Origin of the sequence: Paenarthrobacter sp. NPDC090520 (assembly GCF_044769205.1) — a bacterium.
Taxonomy (GTDB): domain Bacteria; phylum Actinomycetota; class Actinomycetes; order Actinomycetales; family Micrococcaceae; genus Arthrobacter.
This window is the reverse complement of the sequence record NZ_JBIVXM010000018.1, coordinates 61,721-84,887: the sequence shown is the minus strand read 5'-3', so window position 1 is coordinate 84,887 and position 23,167 is coordinate 61,721. Positions and strand designations below refer to the sequence as shown.

Annotated in this window: 24 protein-coding genes and 3 pseudogenes; 16 read left to right on the top strand and 11 right to left on the bottom strand. The window is 63.4% G+C overall.

The genetic code is table 11. The features are described 5' to 3' along the window. Positions 1-53 precede the first annotated feature (53 nt). Positions 54-2,150, top strand: coding sequence for an alpha/beta fold hydrolase (locus ACIQTZ_RS18940; protein ID WP_402982814.1), 2,097 nt, complete (start codon positions 54-56; stop codon positions 2,148-2,150). Here the strand turns inward: ACIQTZ_RS18940 and ACIQTZ_RS18935 are convergent. Next, a complete protein-coding gene (locus ACIQTZ_RS18935) occupies positions 2,147-3,112 on the bottom strand; it encodes a Fic family protein (RefSeq protein ID WP_402982812.1) in 966 nt (321 codons plus the stop codon). The genes ACIQTZ_RS18940 and ACIQTZ_RS18935 overlap by 4 nt on opposite strands. 384 nt (positions 3,113-3,496) lie before the next feature. Further along, on the bottom strand, positions 3,497-4,156 hold the full coding sequence (locus ACIQTZ_RS18930; protein ID WP_402982811.1) for a TetR/AcrR family transcriptional regulator: 660 nt from the start codon (positions 4,154-4,156) through the stop codon (positions 3,497-3,499). A gap of 95 nt (positions 4,157-4,251) precedes the next feature. Between ACIQTZ_RS18930 and ACIQTZ_RS18925 the strand changes: the two genes are divergently transcribed. The 10 genes from ACIQTZ_RS18925 (at position 4,252) to ACIQTZ_RS18880 (ending at position 11,018) form a co-directional block, all read left to right on the top strand. Then, positions 4,252-5,262 (top strand): NAD(P)-dependent alcohol dehydrogenase, encoded by a 1,011-nt coding sequence (locus tag ACIQTZ_RS18925; protein ID WP_402982809.1) that lies wholly within the window; start codon positions 4,252-4,254, stop codon positions 5,260-5,262. Between the two features lie 78 nt (positions 5,263-5,340). After that, complete coding sequence (locus tag ACIQTZ_RS18920) at positions 5,341-5,850, top strand: amino-acid N-acetyltransferase (RefSeq protein WP_400335094.1); 510 nt, start codon at positions 5,341-5,343, stop codon at positions 5,848-5,850. A gap of 206 nt (positions 5,851-6,056) precedes the next feature. Further along, on the top strand, positions 6,057-7,445 hold the full coding sequence (locus tag ACIQTZ_RS18915; protein WP_402946507.1) for an FAD-binding oxidoreductase: 1,389 nt from the start codon (positions 6,057-6,059) through the stop codon (positions 7,443-7,445). Positions 7,446-7,454: 9 nt separating this feature from the next. Next, positions 7,455-7,625, top strand: a complete 171-nt coding sequence (locus tag ACIQTZ_RS18910; RefSeq protein ID WP_400335097.1) for a hypothetical protein — start codon at positions 7,455-7,457, stop codon at positions 7,623-7,625. A 98-nt stretch (positions 7,626-7,723) separates the two neighbouring features. Continuing rightward, positions 7,724-8,725 carry a dihydroxyacetone kinase subunit DhaK gene (dhaK, locus tag ACIQTZ_RS18905; protein WP_402982807.1) on the top strand — a complete coding sequence of 334 codons (1,002 nt, stop codon included), beginning with the start codon at positions 7,724-7,726 and terminating at the stop codon, positions 8,723-8,725. Positions 8,726-8,727: 2 nt separating this feature from the next. Further along, complete coding sequence (gene dhaL, locus ACIQTZ_RS18900; protein WP_402982806.1) at positions 8,728-9,372, top strand: dihydroxyacetone kinase subunit DhaL; 645 nt, start codon at positions 8,728-8,730, stop codon at positions 9,370-9,372. Beyond that, on the top strand, positions 9,369-10,043 hold the full coding sequence (gene dhaM, locus ACIQTZ_RS18895; RefSeq protein ID WP_402982804.1) for a dihydroxyacetone kinase phosphoryl donor subunit DhaM: 675 nt from the start codon (positions 9,369-9,371) through the stop codon (positions 10,041-10,043). Before dhaL ends, dhaM begins: the two co-directional genes overlap by 4 nt. An 86-nt stretch (positions 10,044-10,129) precedes the next feature. After that, complete coding sequence (locus ACIQTZ_RS18890) at positions 10,130-10,306, top strand: CsbD family protein (protein WP_402982802.1); 177 nt, start codon at positions 10,130-10,132, stop codon at positions 10,304-10,306. Between the two features lie 85 nt (positions 10,307-10,391). After that, the gene (locus tag ACIQTZ_RS18885; RefSeq protein ID WP_402982801.1) at positions 10,392-10,652 is read left to right on the top strand and encodes a DUF4235 domain-containing protein; all 261 of its coding nucleotides are present in this window, start codon (positions 10,392-10,394) and stop codon (positions 10,650-10,652) included. 3 nt (positions 10,653-10,655) lie between these two features. Then, entirely contained in the window at positions 10,656-11,018 is a 363-nt protein-coding gene (locus ACIQTZ_RS18880) for a VOC family protein (protein WP_402982799.1), read from the top strand. A 63-nt stretch (positions 11,019-11,081) separates the two neighbouring features. Here the strand turns inward: ACIQTZ_RS18880 and ACIQTZ_RS18875 are convergent, their stop codons facing one another. Then, positions 11,082-11,594, bottom strand: a complete 513-nt coding sequence (locus tag ACIQTZ_RS18875; protein ID WP_402982797.1) for a VOC family protein — start codon at positions 11,592-11,594, stop codon at positions 11,082-11,084. A gap of 70 nt (positions 11,595-11,664) precedes the next feature. On the opposite strand from ACIQTZ_RS18875, the gene ACIQTZ_RS18870 reads away from it, so the two are divergent. After that, a complete protein-coding gene (locus tag ACIQTZ_RS18870) occupies positions 11,665-12,471 on the top strand; it encodes a helix-turn-helix domain-containing protein (protein WP_402982796.1) in 807 nt (268 codons plus the stop codon). Between the two features lie 613 nt (positions 12,472-13,084). Beyond that, positions 13,085-13,297, top strand: a complete 213-nt coding sequence (locus tag ACIQTZ_RS18865) for a hypothetical protein (RefSeq protein ID WP_402946524.1) — start codon at positions 13,085-13,087, stop codon at positions 13,295-13,297. Between the two features lie 453 nt (positions 13,298-13,750). Here ACIQTZ_RS18865 and ACIQTZ_RS18860 read toward each other — a convergent pair whose 3' ends face one another. The 5 genes from ACIQTZ_RS18860 to ACIQTZ_RS18840 form a co-directional block, all read right to left on the bottom strand. Continuing rightward, a complete protein-coding gene (locus ACIQTZ_RS18860; RefSeq protein ID WP_402946526.1) occupies positions 13,751-14,509 on the bottom strand; it encodes an ABC transporter ATP-binding protein in 759 nt (252 codons plus the stop codon). A gap of 13 nt (positions 14,510-14,522) precedes the next feature. Further along, positions 14,523-15,590, bottom strand: a complete 1,068-nt coding sequence (locus ACIQTZ_RS18855; protein ID WP_402946528.1) for an iron chelate uptake ABC transporter family permease subunit — start codon at positions 15,588-15,590, stop codon at positions 14,523-14,525. After that, positions 15,583-16,590: an ABC transporter permease gene (locus ACIQTZ_RS18850; protein ID WP_402946530.1), complete on the bottom strand. Its 1,008-nt coding sequence runs from the start codon at positions 16,588-16,590 to the stop codon at positions 15,583-15,585. The genes ACIQTZ_RS18855 and ACIQTZ_RS18850 overlap by 8 nt, the downstream gene beginning before the upstream one ends. A gap of 7 nt (positions 16,591-16,597) precedes the next feature. Beyond that, entirely contained in the window at positions 16,598-17,548 is a 951-nt protein-coding gene (locus ACIQTZ_RS18845) for a siderophore ABC transporter substrate-binding protein (RefSeq protein WP_402946532.1), read from the bottom strand. Between the two features lie 747 nt (positions 17,549-18,295). Next, the gene (locus tag ACIQTZ_RS18840; protein ID WP_402946534.1) at positions 18,296-18,622 is read right to left on the bottom strand and encodes an ArsR/SmtB family transcription factor; all 327 of its coding nucleotides are present in this window, start codon (positions 18,620-18,622) and stop codon (positions 18,296-18,298) included. A gap of 106 nt (positions 18,623-18,728) precedes the next feature. Here ACIQTZ_RS18840 and ACIQTZ_RS18835 point away from each other — a divergent pair, with 106 nt between their 5' ends. Further along, positions 18,729-19,829 (top strand): NADH:flavin oxidoreductase/NADH oxidase, encoded by a 1,101-nt coding sequence (locus tag ACIQTZ_RS18835; RefSeq protein ID WP_402946536.1) that lies wholly within the window; start codon positions 18,729-18,731, stop codon positions 19,827-19,829. A gap of 755 nt (positions 19,830-20,584) precedes the next feature. Here ACIQTZ_RS18835 and ACIQTZ_RS18830 read toward each other — a convergent pair. Next, positions 20,585-20,734 (bottom strand): hypothetical protein, encoded by a 150-nt coding sequence (locus ACIQTZ_RS18830; protein WP_402982823.1) that lies wholly within the window; start codon positions 20,732-20,734, stop codon positions 20,585-20,587. A gap of 72 nt (positions 20,735-20,806) precedes the next feature. Here ACIQTZ_RS18830 and ACIQTZ_RS18825 point away from each other — a divergent pair. Then, a pseudogene (locus ACIQTZ_RS18825) lies at positions 20,807-20,947 on the top strand (IS30 family transposase); the annotation flags it as partial. 14 nt (positions 20,948-20,961) lie between these two features. On the opposite strand, the pseudogene ACIQTZ_RS18820 reads toward ACIQTZ_RS18825, so the two are convergent. Continuing rightward, positions 20,962-22,163: pseudogene (locus ACIQTZ_RS18820) on the bottom strand (IS110 family transposase). A gap of 236 nt (positions 22,164-22,399) precedes the next feature. Here ACIQTZ_RS18820 and ACIQTZ_RS18815 point away from each other — a divergent pair. Next, positions 22,400-22,861 (top strand): annotated as a pseudogene (locus ACIQTZ_RS18815) (IS30 family transposase); the annotation flags it as partial. A 66-nt stretch (positions 22,862-22,927) separates the two neighbouring features. Here ACIQTZ_RS18815 and ACIQTZ_RS18810 read toward each other — a convergent pair. Continuing rightward, positions 22,928-23,119 (bottom strand): hypothetical protein, encoded by a 192-nt coding sequence (locus ACIQTZ_RS18810; RefSeq protein ID WP_402946540.1) that lies wholly within the window; start codon positions 23,117-23,119, stop codon positions 22,928-22,930. Positions 23,120-23,167 lie beyond the last annotated feature (48 nt).

The following is a 23,167-nucleotide window of genomic DNA, read 5'->3' as shown; positions in this document are numbered from 1 at the left end:
ACTCTTAGTGAACCACCCTGTGATCGACGGCACATTCCGTGTTGAATCGGACCATGGATTCGACTGGCTCGCATACCCCGCAACCCGAAACTCCCTTCCACGATCTTGACCACTACCTGGCCATCCCACGGGTCAGTGGACTCACCCTCAGCCCAGACGGCACACGATTGGTCACCACTGTCTCCACCTTGAACAGCAAGGGCACAGAGTTCATGACGGCCCTGTGGGAGCTGGACCCCACGGGCCGGGAACAGGCCCGCCGGATCACCCGGAGTGCCAAGGGCGAGTCCGGTGCCGTGTTCGCCGCCGATGGCAACCTCTACTTCACCTCGGCGTGGCCGGACCCGGAAAAGCCCGACGAGGATCCCGTCAGCGCGTTGTGGGTGCTTCCTGCCAATGGCGGAGAGGCCCGCATTGCGCACTCCCGCGCAGGTGGCGTTGGTTCCGTCCTGGCTGCCACGGATGCCCGGGCCACCTTCCTGGTGGCCGACGTCCTGGCCGGGTCCACCGGCGAGGAGAACGATGAAGAACGACGCAAGGCCCGCAAGGACAACAAGGTCTCTGCCATCCTGCACAGCGGCTACCCGGTCAGGTTTTGGGATGCGGATCTTGGTCCCTCGGAGCCCCGCATCTTCGCGGTCGAAGCCGGGGAGTCCTCCCAGCCCGGCAAACCCGCTACCGTGGACGCCGAACCGTCAGTGTCGCTGCGGAACCTGACTCCCGGCGTCGGAGGTTCGCTAAGGGAAGCCAAAACCGTGGTGAGCCCGGACGGCAGGACCATCTATACGAGCCTCAGCAAGGCGCTCGCGAAGGCCGACAGTCGGGAGGTGCTCGCCGCCGTCGACGTGGCTACCGGCTCTGTTAAGGTTCTGCTGGACCACGAAGGCATGAGCTACTTCCCCGGCCCCGTGAGCCGGGACAACCGCACGCTGGTGGTGCAGAGCGAAAGCGACACCACCCCCACCCAGGCGCCGCTGGTCAAGCTGCACCTGCTGGATGTTTCGGGTGGGGAAGCCGCCGGGCTTGTGCCACTGGCCCACGAGTGGGACCGCTGGGCGACGCCGGTTGCCTGGCTTCCGGACGGCAGCGGCCTTTTGGTCACGGCGGACGACGACGGCGCGTCGCCGGTTTTCCGGGTGGACGTCGCTGACGGTGGGGTTACGAGGGTGACGAAAGACGCAGCGGCGTACACCGACGTCGTGGTTGCGCGGGACGGACGCACAGCGTACGCGCTGCGGAGTTCGCATGAGTTCCCTTCGGAGGCTGTGCGCATCGATCTGTTGACAGGAGACGTGGAACGGCTCCCGGCGCCGGCCGAGCGTCCCGTGTACAGCGGTCGCTTGGAGCGGGTGGAATCGACGACTGCGGATGGTGTGCGCGTACCGGCGTACCTGGCGCTTCCTTCCGGAGCGTCCGCCGAGGCACCTGCCCCGCTCCTGCTCTGGATCCATGGCGGACCCCTCGGCTCGTGGAACGCCTGGACGTGGCGTTGGAATCCGTGGCTGTTGGTTGCCAAGGGCTATGCCGTCCTGCTGCCGGACCCTGCACTCTCCACGGGCTACGGCCAGGAGTTCATCCAGCGCGGTTGGGGTGAGTGGGGCAAGAAGCCGTTCTCGGATCTGATGGCCGTGACCGACGCCGTGGTTGCGCGCGCGGACATTGACGAGACCCGGACTGCCGCGATGGGTGGTTCCTTCGGCGGATACATGGCCAACTGGGTGGCCGGGCAGACCGACCGTTTCAAGGCGATCGTCACGCACGCCAGCCTGTGGGCGCTGGACCAGTTCGGCCCGACGACGGACGCTGCGCAGTATTGGCTGAAGGAAATGACGGCTGAGATGGCCATGGAGAACTCGCCGCACCTCAACGTAGGCAACATCAAGACGCCCATGCTGGTGATCCACGGAGACAAGGACTACCGCGTGCCCATCGGCGAAGGATTGCGGCTCTGGTACGAGCTGTTGTCTTCTTCTGGGCTTCCAGCGGATGAGAGCGGACAGAGCCCGCACCGTTTCCTCTACTTCCCGGACGAGAACCATTGGGTACTCCAGCCGCAGCACGCGAAGATCTGGTACGGGGTGGTGGAGCACTTCCTGGCGAAGCAGGTTCTGGGGAAGGATGTGGAACTGCCGGCGGAGCTGGGGATTTAGCCTGCAGACATTCGGCGGATGCCCGCGGCGTAGGCGTCCAGGACATCAAGGATGCCGCGGTGCTGCCACACGCGTTTGCGGTCTCGGCCTGTGGATTCACTCAGCACGCCGCGCTCGGTCAGAGCATCGAGCGCGCGCAGTGCTGCCATCTCGCCAAGCCCAAGCTGGGCCATGAGGTATCTCGTGTTCACCGCAGGCTGTCCGATCAAGGTGGGAAGAAGGCGCCATGCCGCGGCATCCGCGCGAAGCCCTGCCAACTTCCCCCGGGACTCCTCAAGCTGTTCGACGAGGTCGTCCACGAGCCGTGCCCCGGTGGTCGAGGCGATCCTGCTCGCCATGGCGAACTCCCGGACAATCGGTCCGGCGTCGCCTTCACGGAAGGAGCCCAAGGCTGCGAAGTAGCGATCCGTGCGGACGAGGAGCCCTGCCGAGATCGGCACCGCGGTGGAGCCGACTAGTCCCTTGTTGCGAAGGATGGACTGAGCCAGGGCGCGCCCGGTCCGGCCATTCCCGTCGGGGAACGGGTGGATGGTCTCGAACTGCGCATGGCTGACCGCTACCTGGACGAGGACGGAGACGTCGTGCCGGCCTACGAAGGTAACCAGATCGCCTATCGCGTCGCGAATGCGGTGGTGGTGCGGTGCGACGAACTCAGCCATCCGTGGTCCCGCTTGACCAGGCCCTATCCACACCTGCTCATTCCGAAATTGCCCGGCACCGGCAGGGTCGAACCCGCGCTGGTGAAGCATCAATGCTCTGTGCATGGCCAAGATGGAGTCTTCATTGATTTCGTCTGCGAGCCGAAGCGCTGCCTCCATGGCGCGGACGTTGCCGACGACGGTCAGTGCGTTTGCGTTGTCGCCCTCATGGATCTCGGCGAGGGCGAGCTGCTTTGCTGACGTGGTCAGCTGTTCGATCTGCGAACTGGAAGCCGACTCTGTCCGCAGCAGGATTGCCGTCATCCGTCCGAGCGCTGGATTGTTGGTTCCCAATCTGCGCTGGGCGTGTTTGTCGAATGCGACCAGTTGGCGGGTGGCATCCTCGACGTCGGCGGAGTCTTCGCCTGAGACCTCGGGTGTCCACTCTGCGATGGGGGCTGTAATGCTGGCCTGTTAGGGCCCGGTTTGCCTGTTCACCTCGGCTCGTGAGTACATCTCAGGTGCGCGGGGCTGCCAGTCGAGGGTCTCGAATGAGATTGGTTCGATGGGAATACGGGCATCGGGAGGTGTTGGCACGAATCCAGTTTACTAACACTTAGCACCATAAGTGTTACCTACTACTGCTGCCTACCAACATTTAGCGGCATAAGTGTTGGTAAGGCTCGGATTTTCCCTCAGTTGGGGTCGTTACCGGGAGCGCTCCAGGGCGTCGAGGATCAGCTCGAGCCCGTGGCTGAACTCGTCGCCGTAGTCGTATCCGGGCTGCATGACGAGTTCCGTGGCGATCTCCACCATGTGCGGGTACTCGCCGGTGGCAAAGCGTTCCATGATGGGTGAGGCAACATCTGCCATGGGCTCTCCTCCCGCGATGGGGAGCGCGGCTTCCTGGAGGGCGAATCCATAGATGTAGCTGTCCAGCAGGGAGTAGGCGCGGGCCGTCAGCTGCACGGTAAACCCGGCGGCCCTTAGCGTGGCCAGCGTTGCCTCGTGGTGTTTCAGCGTCGCCGGGCCGGGTGCCTTCCGTGATTCCAGGAGCCCGATCGCCCAAGGGTGGCGCCTGAGCACCTCACGGGCAGAATGGGCGCGGGTGCGCATCTGCTCCTTCCACTCGCCACCGGCCTCCGGAGTGTGGATTTCGTCGAAGACCAGGTCCACGAGTCCGTCCAGGATCTCGTCTTTGCTGGCTACGTAGTAGTACAGGGACATGGGTTTGGTGCCCATGCTCTGGGCGAGCGAACGGATGGACAACGCGGCGATGCCTTCGTTGTCCGCCAGTTCGAGGGCCTTCTGGAGCACCTTGCCGCGGCTGAGTTCAGGCCGCTTGGCGGTGTTTACGGCTGCGGCCATGAGGTTCCTCCAGGTTGGCTCTTTCGGTTTCGTACAGTGTACTGTAACGTCATTTTCGTACAGCGTACGAATCGTGTTTGGAGGAAGGTCCAGCCATGAAATCCCCGCAGCGCGCACATCCCGGAGCCCAGCAGTCCGTCGGCATGCGGGCTGTGGTCCGGGAAGCGTATGGCGATCCTGACGTCCTGGGGGAGAAGCGCCTCCCGAGGCCGGAAGCCGGGGCCAAGGAAGTGCTGGTCAGGGTCTGTGCAGCCGGCGTGGACCGCGGCGCCTGGCACATGATGACTGGCCTGCCGTACTTGGGGCGGATTGCCTTCGGTATCGGCAAACCGCGGGATCCGGGCCTGGGCATGGATCTCGCCGGCATTGTGGAGGCGGTTGGGCCTGGCGTCACCACGTTCAGCGTGGGTGATGCGGTGTTCGGGTCCGGGCGCGGGTCGTTCGCCGAATACGCCGTGGCTCCGGAGGCGAAGTTGGCTTCCAAGCCCGCGGGTATCACCTTCGAGCAGGCTGCGATTGTGCCGGTCTCAGCGGTCACGGCACTCCAGGGCTTGCGTGCCGGGCGGGTGAAGGCCGGCCAGAAAGTCCTCATTACCGGCGCATCCGGCGGCGTCGGAAGCTATGCGGTCCAGCTGGCCAAGGCCTTTGGCGCCGAGGTTGTGGGGACATGCAGCTCCGGCAAAATGGACTTTGTGCGCAGCCTGGGCGCGGACCGGGTGATCGATTACGCCAGTGAGGACTTCGTGGATTCGGGTCCCTTCCACCTCATCCTCGATATCGCAGGCAATCCCAGGATCCGCCGCCTGCGCCGGGCCCTGACCGCCACGGGGACGGCCGTGATTACGGGCGGTGAAGGTGGCGGATCCTTCGCTGGCGGGCTGGAACGGCAGGTGGGTGCCATCATGCTCTCGCCCTTCATCAAGCAGCGGCTGACGATGTTCTTCGGTGTGGTCCGCGCCGGAGAGTTGCGCGAACTCGCGGAGCTGATCGAAGCCGGCAAGATCACCCCACCCCTGGACCGCACGTTCAGGCTCAACCAAGCGGCTGACGCGCTGCGCTATCTGGAAGACGGCCACGCCCGCGGGAAGATCGCGCTCACCGCCTGATGGGGATGGCCCGTCTGATGGGGGTGGCCGGCAGTCACGAAGGACGGAACCGCACCCGCGGCTGGCTAGGATGGGGGAGTGGATTCTGCCTTCAGCCTTCGCCCTGCCCGCACCAGCGACGTTGCGGCGATCAAGAGGCTGGTGGCGCGCCTGGCCGACGAGCGGATCCTGATTTCCAAGGAAACCGTCGCCTATTACGAGAGCCTGCAGGAATTCCAGATCGCCGAATCCTCCGAGGGGGAGGTCATTGGCTGCGGCGCCCTCCACGTCATGTGGGAGGACCTTGCCGAAATCCGCACGCTTGCTGCCGCCGACTCCTGGCGCGGTAAAGGAGTAGGCCACAAGCTGGTGGAGAGCCTCATTGACAAAGCCCGCGAGGTGGGTGTCAGCAGGGTCTTCTGCCTGACCTTCGAAGTGGACTTCTTTGTCCGCCACGGCTTCGAAGTGATGGCGGACCAAAGCGCCGTGGATCCCGAGGTCTACTCGGAACTCCTGCGCTCGCATGACGAAGGTGTTGCCGAATTCCTGGATTTGGCCCGCGTCAAGCCCAACACCTTGGGCAACACCCGCATGATCAAGCACCTCTAGCCACATCTGCAACAGGTCAGTCAAAAGTCCAGGAATTATGCGTGATTTATACACCTTCTTTTATCTAAAGTTGATGGATAAACTGGTTGAGGCTTGCTGGGGAGCTTCCGCCACATCGGTTATATCGAGAGAAGATCATGCAGTCCCACGCGTCCTTTTCAGGCATTTCAAGCATTTCAGAACTACAGCTCAGCGTGCGCGGTCCAGTGTTCACCCCCGCTGACCCAGGCTTCGCAGACGAAGTCGCCGCATTTAACCTTTCCACCCAACACCAGCCGGATGTCGCCTTCGGCGCCCTCGATGCAGAGGACGTCTCGGCGGCAGTGAAATGGGCTGCTGAGCGCGGCATGCCAGTGGCCGTCCAGTCCACCGGCCACGGCGCCACCAACGCCGTTGAAGGCGGCCTGCTCATCAGTACCCGCCGCATGCTGGAACTCAGCATCGACCCCGTCGAAAAGACCGCCCGGGTAGGTGCGGGCGTTCGCTGGAAGGCGGTGGTGGAGCTCGCATCGACCTTCGGCCTCATGGGTCTCTGCGGTTCCACCACCGACGTAGGCGTTGTGGGCTACACCCTTGGCGGCGGACTGCCGATCATGGGCCGCAAGTACGGTTTCGCTTCGGACCACGTGATCGCCTTCGAGTTGGTCACTGCCGATGGCACGCAAAGGCGGGTCACCAAGGACGAAGACCCCGAACTCTTTTTCCTCCTCCGCGGAGGTAAAGGCAATCTCGGCATTGTCACAGCCATGGAATTCCACCTTTTCCCAAACCAGGATATTTTCGCCGGCGGGCTTTACTTCGCCGGCGTCCACGCAGCCACCGTGCTCCAGCAGTTCAGCGAATGGGTGCCGTCGCTCCCCACTGAAGCATCGGCGTCGTTGGCTTTCCTGCGTTTGCCGGACATGGACATCATTCCCGAACCGCTGCGCGGTAAGTTCGTGGTCCACCTGCGCTACGCCTACCAAGGTGACGCCGACGTGGCCACGCGCCTGCTGGAGCCCATGCGCCGGAGTGCGCCGTTCATGATGGACGCCACCGGGCCGCTGGAGTCGACGCAGTTCGACACCATCCACCAGGATCCGGATCAGCCCGTTCCGGTCCGCGAGCGTGGGTTCCTGTTGGACCGCCTCGACGATCCCGCGAAGGAAGCCATCCTGCGGCACTTCGGGCACGGCGTCGAAAGTCCCGTCCTGCTGGCTGAGCTCCGTCTGCTGGGTGGGGCGCTGGCAACGTGCGCCGACGGTGAGGACAGCGTGGGCGGCCGCGATGCGGCCTTCAGCTTCTTCATGGCTGGGATGGCAGTCCCGCCTCTCGCTGAGCTGCTGCCCGTGGTGTACGACGCCGTTCGCGAGGACCTGCGCGACGCCTCCAATGGCGGGACGTTCGTGAACCTGCATGGCCACTTCGTGGACGCTGAGGACAGGGAACGGCCTTGGACTCCGACCGTCCGCGAACGGCTGCGGAAGGCCAAGGCGGAGCTGGATCCGAAGAACATGTTCAGCTTCGGCCACGTGGTTGGCTTGCCGGTGATCGACCAGACCGTGCTGCTCGAAGACGTTGTCACTGCCGGCGGCGACGCCGTGCTGAGCAACTAGGAACCCGCCATGTTTCCGGACTTCTCGGCGTTCCAGATTGATATCCCGCACGGCTCCTGGCCGCACGATACTGAGTGGTCCGGGGCCGGACACCCGCACCACGAGATTTCCGGCGACTTCTGGCCGGACGTCCAGGTGAGCCATGAGGCGCCGGCGAAAGCGGCGGGCGACGGCGGATAGCCGAAGGCTGCCAACGGGGGATACTCCGGGCCTACCGTGGTCCCTGCCGCCGGTAGTAGGGTCAGAGCACCACACCACTGCAGGCTCAGGAGCATCCCATGAAAAAGCTCATCAATGATCCACGTGCGGTGGTGGACGAATCCGTCGAGGGTTTCGGCATGGCACATGCCGACCTCGTGGACGTCCACCCCGACCCGAAAATCGTCGTCCGCAAAGGTGCGCCGGTGGCGGGCAAGGTTGCCTTGGTTTCCGGCGGTGGCAGCGGCCACGAACCACTCCACGCAGGATTCGTGGGGCTTGGCATGCTGGATGCTGCTGTTCCCGGCGCCGTCTTCACCTCGCCCACACCGGACCAGATCATTCCGGCCACCACGGCAGTGGACTCGGGTGCCGGCGTCGTACATATCGTGAAGAACTACACCGGTGACGTCCTGAACTTCGAAACTGCCGCAGAGATGGCCCAAGCCGAAGGCGTGGCTGTCCGTTCGGTACTCGTGAACGACGATGTCGCCGTGGAGGACTCGTTGTACACGGCCGGCCGGCGCGGGGTGGGCGGCACCGTCCTTGTGGAGAAGATCGCGGGTGCCGCTGCTGAGCGGGGTGATGACCTGGACGCCGTGGCCGGCATCGCCGAGCGCGTGGTGGCCAACGTGCGGACCATGGGCGTTGCGCTCTCCGGCTGCACCGTGCCGCACGCCGGAACTCCGAGCTTTGAACTGGCCGACGACGAGATCGAGATTGGCATCGGCATCCACGGTGAACCCGGGCGGCACCGGATCCCCATGGAAGGTGCCGATGGGATTACCGACCGCCTCCTGGAACCGGTCCTTGAGGACCTTGGTCTTTCCTCCGGCGACAAGGTGCTGCTGTTCGTCAACGGCATGGGCGGCACTCCGCTGAGTGAGCTGTACATCGTCTACCGCCGGGCAGCGAACGTGTTGGCTGAGCGGGGTGCCACGGTGGAACGGTCCCTGGTGGGCAACTACGTCACTTCTTTGGAAATGCAGGGCTGCTCAGTGTCGGTGCTGCGGCTGGATGATGACATGACCACCCTGTGGGACGCTCCCGTCCACACTGCGGCCCTGCGCTGGGGAGTGTGACCATGGGATTGGGCGTTGACTGGGCCGTGAACTGGCTGAAACTCTCGGCAGAGGCCATGGCCGAACACCGCACCGAACTCATCGAGCTGGACCGGGCCATCGGCGACTCGGATCACGGCGAGAACATGGACCGAGGCTTCCAGGCTGTGCTCCAAAAGCTCGACGAATCGCCGCCGGAAACACCCGGCGCCGCCCTGAAAGCTGCGGCGATGGCGCTGATGTCCAAAGTGGGTGGAGCCGCGGGCCCCCTCTACGGGACGGCGTACCTCCGGGCGGCAACTGCCCTGGGTGATGCCACGGACCTTGATGCCGCAGCCGTGGTGTCCGCCCTGGTTGCGGCGCGCGACGGCGTTGTGGCCCGCGGTAAAGCCGAACCAGGGGACAAGACCATGATCGATGCGTGGACCCCTGCGGTGGAGGCGGCGCAAAAGGTGGCCGACGACGGCGGCGACGCGCTCGCAGCCTTGGAGGCCGCCGCGGAAGCCGCTGAGTCCGGAGCCGTCGCCACCGAACCCCTTGTTGCCCGCAAGGGCCGTGCCAGTTACCTGGGCGAACGGAGTGCCGGCCACCGCGATCCCGGCGCGCAGTCCACGGCACTGCTCCTTCGGGCTGCTGCGGCTGCGGCCAAGCAGGGCACGGCCGCATGACCGTTGGGATCGTGGTGGTCTCGCACAGCAGCAAGATCGCTGAAGGGGCCGTGGAGCTCGCCGCCCAGATGGCGCCCGACGTCGGACTCGTCGCCGCCGGGGGAACCGATGACGGGCGGATCGGCACCAGCCTCGAAAAGGTGCTGGCCGCCGTCGAGCAGTCCCTTGCGGACGCTGGCGGCGACGGGGTGGTGGTACTGACGGACCTGGGCTCTGCCGTGATGACGGCGGAGTCCGCCGTGGAGTTCGCCAGCGATCCGGAGGCTGTGCAGTTGGCTGATGCGCCTTTGGTGGAGGGGTTGGTGGCCGCGGCCGTCGCCGCGCAAGGAGGTGCCGCCGTCGGGGACGTACGCCAAGCTGCGGAAGCCGCGGGAGGTGTGGCGCCGGATGCCGGTCCCGCGGTGCGGGGTGAGCCGGACGCCACGGCCGAATTCGAGCTCATCAATCCCATGGGCATCCATGCCAGGCCGGCAGCCAAGATTGCCGGTGGTCTCTCTGGCCTGGACGCTGAGGTGACCATCAACGGCGTCGACGGGGCGTCCATGATGGAACTGATGGCGCTCGCCGCTGGCCAGGGAACGAACCTGCACGTGGAGGCCCACGGTGCCGATGCGCAGAAGGCCGTGGATTACGTGGGCAGGCTGGTGGCCGAGGGCTTCGGGGAGCTCTGAGTCCAATCGTTTTCACCCAAAATATTGATAAGTAACCTGATTAGTGATGTGGTAGAGATACAGGTTCACAACGAAAGAGGTGCAACATGGGTGCAGACGACAAGGCACAGAACACTGGCGAAAAGATTGCCGGCAAGGCGAAGGAAGCGGCTGGAAAGCTGACTGGAAACGAGCGCCTTGAAGCTGAAGGCCAAGGCGAACAAGCCAAGGCCGACCTCAAGAATGCCGGCGAAAAGGTGAAGGACGCCTTCAAGAAGGATTAGGAACCCGGGCAGGGCCGCTGGTTGCAGCGGCCCTGCCTTGTTGTTGGCAGTAATGGTCATCGATGCGAAAGGGGGAGACTTTCCAATGAACCTACTGGTGAAACTGTTCGGCCTGGCGGTAAGCCTCGGAGCCGGCGCGCTGGCAAACAAGACCCTTGAGGGGCTCTGGGAAAAGAAGACGGGAAAGCCCGCGCCGAAGGATGGCACCGACTTGGATGATTCCTTGCCCGGCGTGCTGGTGTTCGCCGTAGTCTCTGCCGCGGTTGGTGCCGTGGTGCACGTCCTCACGCAACGGGGCACCAAGAGTGCCCTGGCCCATATGAAGAAAACTGCAGACGAGGTGTAGCGAATGACCATTGCGAAGTACCCCAGTGTCGTTATCGACTGTCCGGATGCCCGCGCCCTGGCGGCCTTCTACGGAGAACTTCTCGGCTGGGAAGTCACCCGCGACGACGGCGACTGGGCGGATGTACGCCCCGCCGATGGCAGCAACTGCATTTCCTTCCAGCAAGTGGACGTCTACCAAGCGCCCGTGTGGCCCGGGCAGGCAATTCCGCAGCAAATGCACTTCGACGTGATCGTGGAGGATCTGGACGAGGCCGAGAAGGCCGTCCTGGCCATCGGCGCCACGAAGCACGACCACCAGCCGGGCGAGACCTTCCGGGTGTTCCTGGACCCTGCAGGGCATCCGTTCTGTTTGTGCGTTTCCTAGCTGGTTACGCGGAGGGCCCGGTACTGCATTCGGCAGTACCGGGCCCTTTTTTGGTCTTGTTGTTTAGCCTTGATTCGCGGCCCATTCCTCGACGCGGCGGTTGCTTTCCTCTTCGGACAAGTCCTCGACGCGCGTCATGATGGACCAGCGCACGCCGAAGGGATCGCGGATGCTGGCGTAGCGGTCGCCTGAAACGAACGTGCTGAGCGGTTCGCGCACGGTGGCGCCGGCTTGCTCCGCGCGCTGGACCAAGCCGTGAGCGTCCGCGCAATAGAGTCCCATGGAATAGCAGTCGTCCTCGCCTTCCGGCGCGGGGACAAGGTGGTAATCGGGGCTCGGCTCCCCGAGCTGCAGGTGGCCGTTGCCGAAGTCGAGTTCGGCATGGACCACCACGCCACCCATCTCCGTGGTGCCCACGACGCGCGCGCCGAACACGTCTTTATAGAAGTCGATGGCCGCCTTTGCGTTCCTGACTGCGAGGAACGGGGTGAGGCTGGTGAGGCCCTTGGGAACTCCGTGGACGGTGTGCTCCCCGTGGGCGGCCGTGGTTGATTCGGTGCTTGTAGTATCGGTCATGTCTTGACGCTACGCCTTGGCGCGTTGGGATCGCTTGGAGATTTGCGACAACTCTTGTTCGAGGGTGGGTATGGATCATTTATTCAAAGGAGTCCTGTATCCCGCCCGCTTGCCCACGTTCCACCGGCTCCCCGCACCTTCCGCGGTGGAGCACCTGGTCCAGTGGTTCTGGATTCCGGAGTGGGACATCGAGCCCGGCCGTACTTCACGGCAGCACGTGATCGCCTACCCTGCCTGCAACCTTGTGGTGGGACTTGAGCGCGTGGATTTCGCCGGCCCGACCACGCGGGTGGGACACCAAGACCTCTCCGGGCGTGGATGGGCGGTAGGCGCGCTGCTGCGGCCCGCTGCCGTCCCGCTTTTCACGGCCGACCCCCGTGGAGTCCGAGACGCGGAAGTGGCCTTTGCCGCCGTCGAACTTCACCGTACTGTCACGGCGGCGATGTCGCCTTCGCCTTCGGATGCCGACGACGGCGGCGCTCGCCGGGAGCGCGCGGTGGACGCGTTTGTTCACTGGTTGGCCTTGTTTGCCGGGTCCGGGGTGTCCGAGGAGGCGCTGCTCGCCAACCGGATGATGGATCTCTTGGCTTCCGATCCGTCCGTTCTCCGTTTGGAGGACGCGGCTGCGGTGCTGGCCGTATCGCCACGAACGTTGCAGCGGGTGGCGCGGAAGTACATCGGACTTAGCCCGGCGGCGCTGATCCGGCGTCGTCGTTTGCAGGACGCGGCCGAGCGGGCACGGTTGGACGCTTCAGCGGATCTGGCGGCGATCGCTGCTGAGCTTGGCTACGCCGACCATGCCCATCTCACGAATGACTTCCGGAAGTACCTGGGATTCACGCCGAGTGGGTACCGGCGGGCGGTTGGTGGGGGGTAGATGAGGCGGCGGGCGCCCCTTCGCGACAGTCGCAGATTGAAGCCGTTGCTGAGGAACTGCTCCGCCGACTCGTGGGCGACGAGTGTCAGGTTGAACTCTAAGACTCCCACCAAGGGCTGCCCAGAAAGCCGATTCGGCACCCTAACCTGACGGCTTTAAGGCTTGGTGCCTGACGTCAGGTTGGGGTGTACTTCTAGCTTTCAGATCCGTTGAAGGCGAGGGGACATTTGTTGCGAGTGGAAGCCCTGCACGCTTGGTTGTGAGCCTTTACCGGGTGGAGAGATAGCTGTTCTTTGCAGCCAACGATCTTTACCGCTGTTGACTGAAGGAAACGATGGGCAGGGCGCCGGTGATCAGACACAAATTGTGCTCTCGCAATCAGAACTGGGCGGGATTCAACGAAGAAGCCAGAGAATGCGAGGTGGTTTGGGGAACCCTGTCAACGTGTATCGATCGGTGGAGGACTGTCGCGCACGTCGGGATGGTCTCATGGGCGTGCGGAGAGTTCCGGTTAGGGCCGCTGAAGGTCCCACTGCTCGGCGGGCAATGCCCGGCACCAAAGCGCGCAGGGCATCCGGTTGCAGGCCCGTTCGGCGCGACGTAGCCTTAATCGATGACCGTGCAGACGTGGACCCTGATCGACAACGACAGGACCTACCCGGTCCCCAGTTATGAAGTGCCGTACATCCAGAAACGCATCGATGCGGCGGCTTCCGGTGAGTCCAACCAGTTCGTTGAGTTTGTCCCCCACGGCGAATCAGAGAAAGTTCGTCTGGCCGTCAACGCATCGACTCGGCTGAAGTCGCCCTCCGGAGAAATCGTCTAAACGTACTTGCGGTTTGGGCGGCCGGCCCATGTCCCAGGCGCAGACCCTCACAGTCCATCCATTCAGCCGGTCCACCACGCAGGAACCGGTTCACACGTTCAACGTGAAGAATATGTCCCTTTCTGTTGGGCAGGAAGCATATATTCGGGCAGCGGGTCGAACGCGCTCGGCTGGTCCTTCGCGCTGCCCGATCTGGCGTTCAGGCAGCCGCTGCACACGGGCAACCCCAGCGGTAAGGGCTCAAAACGGAACACGTTGGTTTCCTCGGAGAGCCGCCCCTCGCGTGGTTGGTCTCCGCCACCCACCGAGAACACCTGACGAAAAAGTCTGCACGGGTCGGGAACGGGTACCTATGTGCCTCGGAGTGAAGGGCAGGGTTCTGGTTCTGTCAAGGCGCTGGTGGATGGGGACGCCATGCCAGCAGGTGAACTCGTACCAGCCGAAGGCTCCTTTTTAGGTGAAGTAGACGCCGATGCGGTTGCCGTCGATTTCCTCGATGCGGATGTCGATGCCGTAAACGTCGTGCAGCATTCCGGCGCTCATGATCTCCGCTGGTGTGCCCTGGTGAATGACCTTTCCGTCCTTCATGGCCAGGATGGTATCCGAGTAGCAGGAAGCGAAGTTGATGTCGTGGACCACCAGGACGATGGTCTTGCCAAGCTCGTCGGCCAGACGCCGCAGCAGGCGCATCATCTCCACGGAGTGCTTCATGTCCAGGTTGTTGAGGGGTTCATCGAGCAGCAGGTATTCGGTGTCCTGCGCCAGGACCATCGCGATGTAGGCCCGCTGGCGCTGCCCGCCGGACAGCTCATCCACAAACTTGTCCGCCATGGAGGCAAGGTCCAGCCGCCCGATGGCCTGGTCCACATGTACAAGGTCCTCCACCGTCGGCCGGCCGCCGCTGTGCGGGAAACGCCCAAACGCCACCAGGTCGCGGACCGTGAGCCGCATGGTCAGGTGGTTTTCCTGCCGCAGGATGGCCATGGTCTTGGCCAGGTCCTTGCTGGGCGTCGCCGTGACGTCCAGGCCAGCCACCGACACGCCCCCGCCATCCATGGGCTGCAGTCGGCTGATCATCGCCAGCAGCGTGGACTTGCCCGCACCGTTGGGGCCGATGATGGACGTGATGCCGCCGCGGGGAATATCGCACCTGACCTCGTCCAGCACGGTGGAGCGGCCGTAGCGCTTGGTGACGTTCCGGACGGCGATCATGGACGGACCCCGGTCATTTCAGCGAACCTTTCAGCAAGAGGTAGAGGAAGAGAAGGCCGCCGGTGAACTCGATGATGACGCTCAGCGCGGTGGCGAAACCGAACACCCGTTCCAGCAGTAACTGGCCACCCACCAAGGCAATCGCACCGATGAGCACCACGATCGGCAGCAGCCGCGCGTGCCGGAATCCGCGGCAGAGCTGGTAGCCGAGACTGACCACCAGGAGCCCGAAGAACGTCACCGGACCCACCAGCGCTGTGGAAATGGCCACCAGCAACGAGCATGCCAGCAGCATGCGCATCACCACTCGCTTGTGGTCCACACCGACGTTGATAGCTACCTCACGGCCGAGCGCCAGCACGTCCAGGGTGTGCCTCATCCGCCACACAGCAAGGCACACGGCAGCCACGAACACGGCGGAAACACCCAGGAGCCCCGGGTCGACGTTGTTGAAGCTTGCGAAGAACAGGTCCTGGAGGATGATGAATTCGCTGGGTTCCATGAGCCGCTGCAGGAGCGAGGAAACCCCGCGGAACAGCGTGCCGAGCACGATCCCCACCAACAGCAACAGGTGCAGCGAACGGGTAGCTCCGGTGAACATCCACCGATACAGGAAAGCGCTGAAACCCACCATCAGCAGGATTTCGAGGGCGAATTTGAGCGTCGATGGAGCCGTGGCCAGCGTGGCAGCACCGGCCACGAACGCCAGGGCGGTCTGCACGAGGATGTAGAGCGAATCGAAGCCCATGATGGATGGCGTCAGGATCCGGTTGGCCGTTACGGTCTGGAACAGAAGGGTGGAGACTCCCACCGCGACGGCCACCAGCAGCATCGCGGAGACCTTGATGGCCCGGCGCGGCAGGATGTAGGCGATGCTGCCCTTGAGGTCGATGGTCAGGAAAACAGTAACAAGCACGACGGCGGTCACCGCCAGGATGCCGATCACCAGTCCCGGCGAGGTACTTCGGATGGCCTCGCGCCAGCGTGTAGGCGACCATGACCGCCGGCCTGGCTTGGCGCCGTCGTCCGCTGTCTGGGTGCCGGACGACGTCACGGCCGGTGACACAGGGGTTTCAGGCATTGCGTTTCCTCAGGAGCAGGAAGAGGAACAGCACGGCACCCAGAACGGACATGACCATGCCCACCGGCACCTCGTAAGGGAAGCGGATGGTCCGTCCGATGATGTCGCAGACCAGCACGAACGCGGCGCCGAAGACGGCGGTCCAGGGCACGGCGCGGCGAAGATTGTCACCGAACAGCAGTGACACGATGTTGGGGACCACGAGCCCCAGAAACGGCACGGCGCCAACTGTTGTGACAACAACAGCCGAGATCAGGGAGACGATCATCAGGCCGAGCCGCATGGTGCGTGCATAGTTCAGGCCCAGGTTGGTGGTGAAGTCCTGCCCCATGCCGGCAACGGTGAACCGGTCCGCGGCAAAGAGGCCCACCAAAACAAGGACAGCCACGATCCACAGCAGCTCGTACCGGCCTCGCAGCACGCCGGAGAAGTCGCCGATCATCCAGTTGCTCAGGGTCTGTAGAAGGTCGAAACGGTAGGCAAAGAAAGTGGTGACGGCACCGATGACACCGCCCAGCATGATGCCCACCAGGGGGACCAGCAGGGTGTTGCGGGCCGGGAGCCTGCGGAGGATCGCCAGGAAGAGCGCGGTGCCGAGCACGGCAAATACAGAAGCCACGATCATCTTGGTGAGGATCGGGGACTCCGGAGCCAGCACCGTCACCACCAGGATCCCGAGCGTGGCCGATTCCACGGTCCCCACGGTGGAGGGTTCCACGAACCGGTTCCGGGCCATGAGTTGCATGATCAGCCCGGCAACGGCGACGGCCATCCCGGCCAGGACTACAGCCAAGGTGCGCGGCACCCTCGAGACCCAGAAGATTTCCCAGGTCCCGGCGTCGTTCGCCCACAGGGCCGGCAGCGAGACATCGCTGACGCCCACAAAGATACTGCCAACGGCGAACACCAGCACAACGGCAGCAGCCGCAACCAGGCGGGCGGTTTCGCCCGTCCGGTTGCGGCGTGCTGGTGCCGTGGCGCGCACGGCTGTTGCGGTCATGTCAGGGTCAGGCGACGGAGTCGGCCACCGCGGTGACCATGGCCTGGACATTGTTCAAGCCATAGCCCACGATGTACCAGCCAGCGGGATCGAGGTTGACGATCTTGTTGTTCTTGGCTGCGTTGGTGGACTTCACGAGCTCGTTGTCCAGGATCAGGTTGGCCGTGGAGCCTGCGGTGCCGATGGCGGTGTCGCGGTTGATGACGTAGAGAATGTCCGGGTTGGTTTCCTTGATGTATTCGAACGAAACGGCTTCACCGTGGGCGCCCTCGGACTTGACCTCGGCCGCCGTCGGGACGCCCAGGACGTCGTGGATGATGCCGAATCGGGAACCGGTGCCGTAAGCGGTGACTTCGCCGCCGGAGGTGAGGACGATCAAACCCTTGCCGGCGGCAGCTGCCTTGGCCTTCGTCTCGGCGACGGTCTTGTCCACTTCGGCGAGCTTGGAGGCGACTTCGTCTTCCTTGTTGAAGATCTTGCCGAGCTTCTCAGCCTGCGCCTTGAAGCTTTCCATGGGCTTGGCGGCATCTACGGAGAGGTCAATGGTGGGAGCGATCTTGCTCAGTTCCTCATAGGCGCCGGAGGTACGGCCGGAAATGATAATGAGGTCCGGGGCTGCCGAGCTGACGGCTTCAAAGTCGGGCTCCTTAAGCGAGCCAACCTTGGCGTACTTGGCTTCGGAGAACTTCTTCAGCGCGTCCGGGTAGCTGGCTTCGGGGACACCGGTGGGCTCGACGCCCAGAGCGTTCATGGTGTCCAGGACACCGAGATCGAACGTGACAACCTTGGCCGGGTTCACGGGAACGTTGGAGGTGGAGCCCTGGGCGTGCTCGACGGTAATGGTGCTGGCCTCTTCCGGCTGCGAGGACGCAGTTGCGCCTCCTCCGCAGGCTGTCACGGTCAGCAAGGCCGCCCCTGCAGCCAGTGCCCCAATGTAGCTCGACAGCCTCTTTTTCACGCCAGTACCCACTCACTAATAAGTCACAAATGTGTTTCCTAATTGCCTTTTGACTGTACTTGCAAGGCGAGGCTAACTTCAAAACCGAAAGACCCTCCAGCGGGCGAAAGTGAGCGAATTCACCGGCCATGCCCCACATGGGCCCGAATCAGCAGGCAGGCGTCCGGAAAGCGCGGCCGATGACGTCCACGCTGAGAGGGCGGACGAAATCTGGACTCGCGCAGGTTCGAACGCGTCACCAAAATGATTGCTCCTGTTGCGTCAAAGCCGACGCCGGACACTGCAACGGTCGGCCGACAGTTACCATGCAGATTCGCTAAATCCTTCCACCAAGGGATCCGATGTGCCGCTGGATGATGCTCGGGTCGACGATGTGCGGAATGCTGCCCCAGACGATACAGGTGGTATTTCCGGGCTGGCCCGGACTCCTGGTGTTGGCGGGTGTGGCAGACCGCGGATGAACCAGCGGAACGCCGGCGGCCTTGTCATCGCTATCTCCAAGCCGTTGAAGAATACCCAATCCGCACCCACCCAGTGTGGGCCACCGTTGACGATCAGCGCACCTGGCCGTCGGGGCGAGCCCACGGGCGATCTCGCGCACACGGGGCATCCCCGTCCCGATCGCGCTGCGCGTGCTCTGGTCATGCTCCACGAGGGGGCCTTCCAGGGCGGGAGAATGCATGCGGGCGACCGCGAGAAGCGTTTCCAGCGGTCGGATCCGGTTCAGTTAACTGGCGCGCAGGACATTCAGTCAACTGCGGTGGGCGCGGTGCGCCCGGCAAGGAGGACGGCTCGCAAGAGCCCTGGAAACAGCTCATCCAAAGTGTCGCAGCGCAGCCTGTTCATGATGGCCGTTCCTTGGTAACGCTGCTCGATGACGCCAGCTTCGCGCAGTACGCGGAAGTGGTGCGTTGAGGTGGACTTGCTGATGGGCAGCTCGAAGGCGATGCAGGCCTGGTCGTCATGGCCATTTGCCAGTTGGGTCACGATCCGCCGACGCATGGGATCGGCCAGCGCCGAAAGGACGTCATCGATCCTGATCTGATCGGCTGACGGGTGCTCGAGGGTGCGCATGAGTCGATTATCCAAGACTTGGCTCCAGTTCTACGCACTTGGTAATACGACAATCATCGTACTACGTTAGTTGTCGAACAATGATCCTGCTCTGGAGGAGGCCAGCATGGCTGATATTTTCGACCCCGTTACGTTCCGGGGCCTCACCATCCCGAACCGCGCGTGGATGTCGCCGATGTGCACCTATTCGGCGGACGCCGAGGGCGACCGGATCGGCCGTCCCCACGATTTCCATCTGGGCCACTATGCCTCGCGGGCCGCCGGAGGGGTGGGACTGGTCATGATTGAGGCGACCGGTGTTGTTCCCGAAGGCCGGATTACCCCGTTTGACCTGGGGCTGTGGTCCGAGGAACAGGTGGGGGACTTCGCGCGGTTGGTCAACATCATTGGGCAGGGCGGGGCTGTACCCGGAATTCAACTGGCGCACGCAGGACGGAAGGCCTCCACGGACAGGCCATGGCTGGGTGGGGAACCTCTTGGCGAGGCCGAAGGGGGTTGGCAGCCGCTTGGCCCATCTGCTGTGGAATTCCCCGGGAATCCAGTGCCTGCACAGCTCACCCGGGCGCAGATCTCCGACGTCGTTGACTCCTTTGCGCGTTCGGCAAGGCTCGCCCTTCGCGCCGGTTTCGAGGTCGTTGAAGTCCACGCGGCGCACGGCTATTTGCTGCACTCCTTCCTCTCGCCCATCTCCAACCAGCGCGGGGATGAGTATGGCGGAAGCTTGGAAAACCGCGCCCGACTGGTCCTCGAGGTCATCGACGCCGTGCGCAAAGAATGGCCCGAAGACCGTCCCGTGTTCCTGCGGGTGTCCTCCACGGACTGGGTCAGTGAGGACCCCAACGACCACCGGTCCGGATGGTCCGTTGAAGACACCGTACAACTGACCAAGTGGGCGCACGAACACGGCATCGACCTAGTGGATTGCTCATCCGGTGGCCTGATCCCCGCGAGGATCCCGAATACCAGGGACTACCAAGTCAGCAACGCGGCACGGGTGCAATCCGAGACACATGTCCCCGTCGCTGCCGTCGGACGCGTAGCTGATCCGGCGTGGGCCCGCGAATTGGTAGCCAGCGAAGCCGTGGAAGCTATCTTCCTCGGCAGGGCTCTCCTTCGAGACCCCTCCTGGGTGAACAACGCAGCCACGGCCCTGGACGCACGGCCCCGCTTCATTGAACAGTACGACTTCGCACTCACTCCCGCGTAAAGCCCAGCAAACCAGTCCTCACGGCCCGGAGGCCGTCCCCGTCAGCCCGCCCCACACACATCCCAAGGAACCTTCGTGAGCGGCGACAATGGCCACGACTGCCCAGCACCGGCCCGGTCGCCCACATATGCCTGATCAGACGCATTAGCTCTTGGGAGGGAGATCGTCACGAGGCTGCTCCGAAGTGACTTGGCGACCGCGCCAGCTAATGACCTGGCGTGTTCACAAAACGCGGACAGTGCCAAGACCAAGGGTGACGATAGGTGCCCACTCCATCCGTGTGTCCTTTGATGCCGACACCGGCACACGGCAAGATGTGCGCTTCGAGAGCAAGGTCGGAGCCATGTTCACTGATTGAGTCGTCCCTCGTCAAACTGCCTACACGTCAGGTTGGGGGTGTAGGTCAGATGAGCATGCGGTTGTGCCGGGCGCTGCACACGAGCATCTCTCTGGAGGTTGTCGTCGCATGACGTCGGTGCCGCAGCAATCGTGATCGTTGGTTTCCCTCGGACGCCAACCCAATCCCCGTATGCCGAGCGAAGGATGTACTCCTTTCCCAGGAGTCATGCCTGCCGGTATGGACGCAGGACTGATTCTCAAGGGCAGCCGCGTAAGGTATCTCTGCGCCGACCCAATCGAGATTTCCAAGCCAGACGTAGTCCCAGCGCCATCTCCACCCTAGCTCGACAGCTCATCAGGGCAGCTGGCGGTGCGGATAGCTGGCGCCTCGCTGCGCGAGGTCAGTCCGACTTGATTCAGATGAAGCCAACCGCGTTTGCCTGTACGAGGTTCGAGACGTCCGTCAGCAACGAACTAGCAGCCCCTAACGGACTGAAGCGTCCTCCCTGAATGACAATGTTTCCTGTCTCGGAGGAAGCGAATACCATTGCCCTTTCTGGTCCCACGATTTGATGGAGGGGATCGTGCACGGGAACTTCGTCAAGAGCAACGGAAGCCTGGATCTAGCCTTTGATCCCGCAGCCTCTCTGCGCAGCGGAAGGACCGGACGCCGCCCCCGTCGCCGGAAGGAATACCGGACCAGGCGCTTCCCGGACATGGTCATGATTCGGGACAGGCCTGCAGAAGTCGCCGGCAGGTTAGTCCCCGGGCATTGGGAATCTCAATGTTTCTGTCAAGCCGCTTGAGCGGTGATCCGGGGCAATGGGTCCTGGTAGGCCGTACGGTCGCGGAGCATGGCCCAGAGGACGTTGATGCGGCGCCTGGCCAGGGCGATGAGGGCCTGTTTATGTGACTTTCCTTCTCCGCGCTTCCGGTCGTAGTAGATTCGCGAGGCGGGGCTGTTTTTCAGGCTGGAGAGCGCGGCGAGGTAACAGGTCCTCAAGAGTCTGCGGTTGAAGCGACGAGGTCGGTGAAGATTCCCGCTAATGCGTCCGGAATCACGTGGGACCGGTGCCAGGCCCGCAACGCTTGCGAGCCGGTCGACGGAGTCGAACGTGTCCAGGTTGCCGCCGATGTTAGCGAGAAAAGTTGCTGCGAGCACAGGGCCGAACCCAGGCACGGTGAGCAGAATATCGGCGCTGTCATGCTGCCGAAACAGCTCAGTGATCTGGGCATCGATGCCCGCGATCTCAGCATCGAGTGCGCTGACCTGCTCGGCCAACCGGACGACCAAGGCGGAGCCTGTGGCCTGTGTGGGCAGGACCGTGTGCTGGGAGTTCGCGGCTTGCAGGGCTTTCTCGGCCATCTTGGCACTGTTACGACAGCCGCGTTTTCTGAGCCAGCTGGCGAGCCGGGTCAGCCCTGCCCGCCGGATGCCCTCGGGGTTTGGTAGCCGCTCAGAAGGATGAGGGGTGCTTTCTTGGAGTAGTCGAACGCACGCTCGAGCGCCGGAAAGTATTCCAGCAAAGTGGCGCGGAGCCTGTTGATTGCCCGGACCCGGTCGCAGATCAGATCCGTGCGGCGGGCCGTCAGGAGCCGCAGGTCAGCGCTGATCTGATCCGCACCACGGACGGGCTGCAGATCGGTGCGCATCCGCGCCTGGTCCGCGATGATCCTGGCGTCTTTCGCGTCGGTCTTGCCATCCCCGCGATATGTCGCTGCGGCGTGATGCACGATCCGCCCGGGGATATAGAGCAACTGCTGGGCGTGCGCGGCCAACAACTCGATCAACAGGGCCGCTCCGCCGGAGTTCAGATCAGTGGCCCAACAGGCCTCACCGTCAGCCGCGATCTCCGCGACCGCGGCTATGAGTTCGAGGAGTGCGTTTTCGTCGTTCTCGACCCGTTTCGAGAGCAGCACGGTCCCCGTCTGATCGATCACGACGCAATGATGTGCTCTTTTGCCCGAGTCGATTCCTACCCAGAATGCCGGCATGTTCAGGCCCCTTCGATCAGCTCCAATACGGTGGCCCTGTCGATAACTACGCCGGCACGTCCTTACCCAACGATCAATGTCGTAATTCTCAATCAGCGGTCGAGCCATCGGCGGGCAGCGGGCAGCCATTCCCAGTGAGCCGTCCAAGCGGCAGGGCGACCTAGTGCCATACCCGCCACCCGAGGGTGATCGAAACACTACGACAGCTCCGAAATCACCCACAACAACACCGTAAGGAGGGCGATTTAATCATTGGAAAGGGCGGACGCTCTGCAATTGCCACCCTGGTCGAACGGACCACCAGGTTCATCCTCCTCGTGCATCTGGCCGGGAACCGCGGAGCCGAGAACCTGCGAGACCGACTGGCCGAAGCCATGAACCCGCTGCCAGCCCACCTACGCCGATCCCTGACATGGGATCAGGGCACTGAGATGGCCTGCCATCAGGATTTCACGCGGCAGACACTCATCCCTGTGTACTTCTGCCACCCCGCGAGTCCTTGGCAGCGCGGCTCGAACGAGAACACCAATGGCTTGCTTCGGCAAAATTTCCCGAAGGGAACGGAGCTGGGCGTCCATTCCCGCGAGCACCTCGCTATGGTGGCCGCCGAGATCAACCAGCGTCCACGAGAAGTCCTCGGATGGCATAGCCCGCTCGAGTACCTGAGTACACTGGCTTCACCCTCGACCGAACCATAAATTGTTGCGACGACCGCTGAATTCCGCCGCCCACGAAATGGCTGACATTCGACCAGCGCTGACAGCTCAGTAAGCGGATTTTGGTTGCAGCGTCGATCCGCTGAGGTCTGCCTGAGGGTCTGCTTCTGCTATGCCGCGGCCCTGGACTTCGAGGATGGCGGCATCCAGTCCCATCCCTCGGGCAAGGAGGTCCAGGATGAAGGTTGATGTGCCGTTGGGGCAGGCTCTGATCGTTTCACACCCCAACCCCCTGGACACCGGTTTGAATAAGATCCGCGGCGGGCAGTGCCGCGCCAGTGGCTGCTG

What these genes read in the sequence shown, in the direction of transcription:
- ACIQTZ_RS18940 (WP_402982814.1), top strand. Translation starts at nt 54, where the DNA reads ATGGATTCGACTGGCTCGCATACCCCGCAACCCGAAACTCCCTTCCAC.
- ACIQTZ_RS18935 (WP_402982812.1), bottom strand. Translation starts at nt 3,112, where the DNA reads ATGACGGCAATCCTGCTGCGGACAGAGTCGGCTTCCAGTTCGCAGATC.
- ACIQTZ_RS18930 (WP_402982811.1), bottom strand. Translation starts at nt 4,156, where the DNA reads ATGGCCGCAGCCGTAAACACCGCCAAGCGGCCTGAACTCAGCCGCGGC.
- ACIQTZ_RS18925 (WP_402982809.1), top strand. Translation starts at nt 4,252, where the DNA reads ATGAAATCCCCGCAGCGCGCACATCCCGGAGCCCAGCAGTCCGTCGGC.
- ACIQTZ_RS18910 (WP_400335097.1), top strand. Translation starts at nt 7,455, where the DNA reads ATGTTTCCGGACTTCTCGGCGTTCCAGATTGATATCCCGCACGGCTCC.
- dhaK (WP_402982807.1), top strand. Translation starts at nt 7,724, where the DNA reads ATGAAAAAGCTCATCAATGATCCACGTGCGGTGGTGGACGAATCCGTC.
- dhaL (WP_402982806.1), top strand. Translation starts at nt 8,728, where the DNA reads ATGGGATTGGGCGTTGACTGGGCCGTGAACTGGCTGAAACTCTCGGCA.
- dhaM (WP_402982804.1), top strand. Translation starts at nt 9,369, where the DNA reads ATGACCGTTGGGATCGTGGTGGTCTCGCACAGCAGCAAGATCGCTGAA.
- ACIQTZ_RS18890 (WP_402982802.1), top strand. Translation starts at nt 10,130, where the DNA reads ATGGGTGCAGACGACAAGGCACAGAACACTGGCGAAAAGATTGCCGGC.
- ACIQTZ_RS18885 (WP_402982801.1), top strand. Translation starts at nt 10,392, where the DNA reads ATGAACCTACTGGTGAAACTGTTCGGCCTGGCGGTAAGCCTCGGAGCC.
- ACIQTZ_RS18880 (WP_402982799.1), top strand. Translation starts at nt 10,656, where the DNA reads ATGACCATTGCGAAGTACCCCAGTGTCGTTATCGACTGTCCGGATGCC.
- ACIQTZ_RS18875 (WP_402982797.1), bottom strand. Translation starts at nt 11,594, where the DNA reads ATGACCGATACTACAAGCACCGAATCAACCACGGCCGCCCACGGGGAG.
- ACIQTZ_RS18870 (WP_402982796.1), top strand. Translation starts at nt 11,665, where the DNA reads ATGGATCATTTATTCAAAGGAGTCCTGTATCCCGCCCGCTTGCCCACG.
- ACIQTZ_RS18865 (WP_402946524.1), top strand. Translation starts at nt 13,085, where the DNA reads ATGACCGTGCAGACGTGGACCCTGATCGACAACGACAGGACCTACCCG.
- ACIQTZ_RS18860 (WP_402946526.1), bottom strand. Translation starts at nt 14,509, where the DNA reads ATGATCGCCGTCCGGAACGTCACCAAGCGCTACGGCCGCTCCACCGTG.
- ACIQTZ_RS18855 (WP_402946528.1), bottom strand. Translation starts at nt 15,590, where the DNA reads ATGCCTGAAACCCCTGTGTCACCGGCCGTGACGTCGTCCGGCACCCAG.
- ACIQTZ_RS18850 (WP_402946530.1), bottom strand. Translation starts at nt 16,590, where the DNA reads ATGACCGCAACAGCCGTGCGCGCCACGGCACCAGCACGCCGCAACCGG.
- ACIQTZ_RS18840 (WP_402946534.1), bottom strand. Translation starts at nt 18,622, where the DNA reads ATGCGCACCCTCGAGCACCCGTCAGCCGATCAGATCAGGATCGATGAC.
- ACIQTZ_RS18835 (WP_402946536.1), top strand. Translation starts at nt 18,729, where the DNA reads ATGGCTGATATTTTCGACCCCGTTACGTTCCGGGGCCTCACCATCCCG.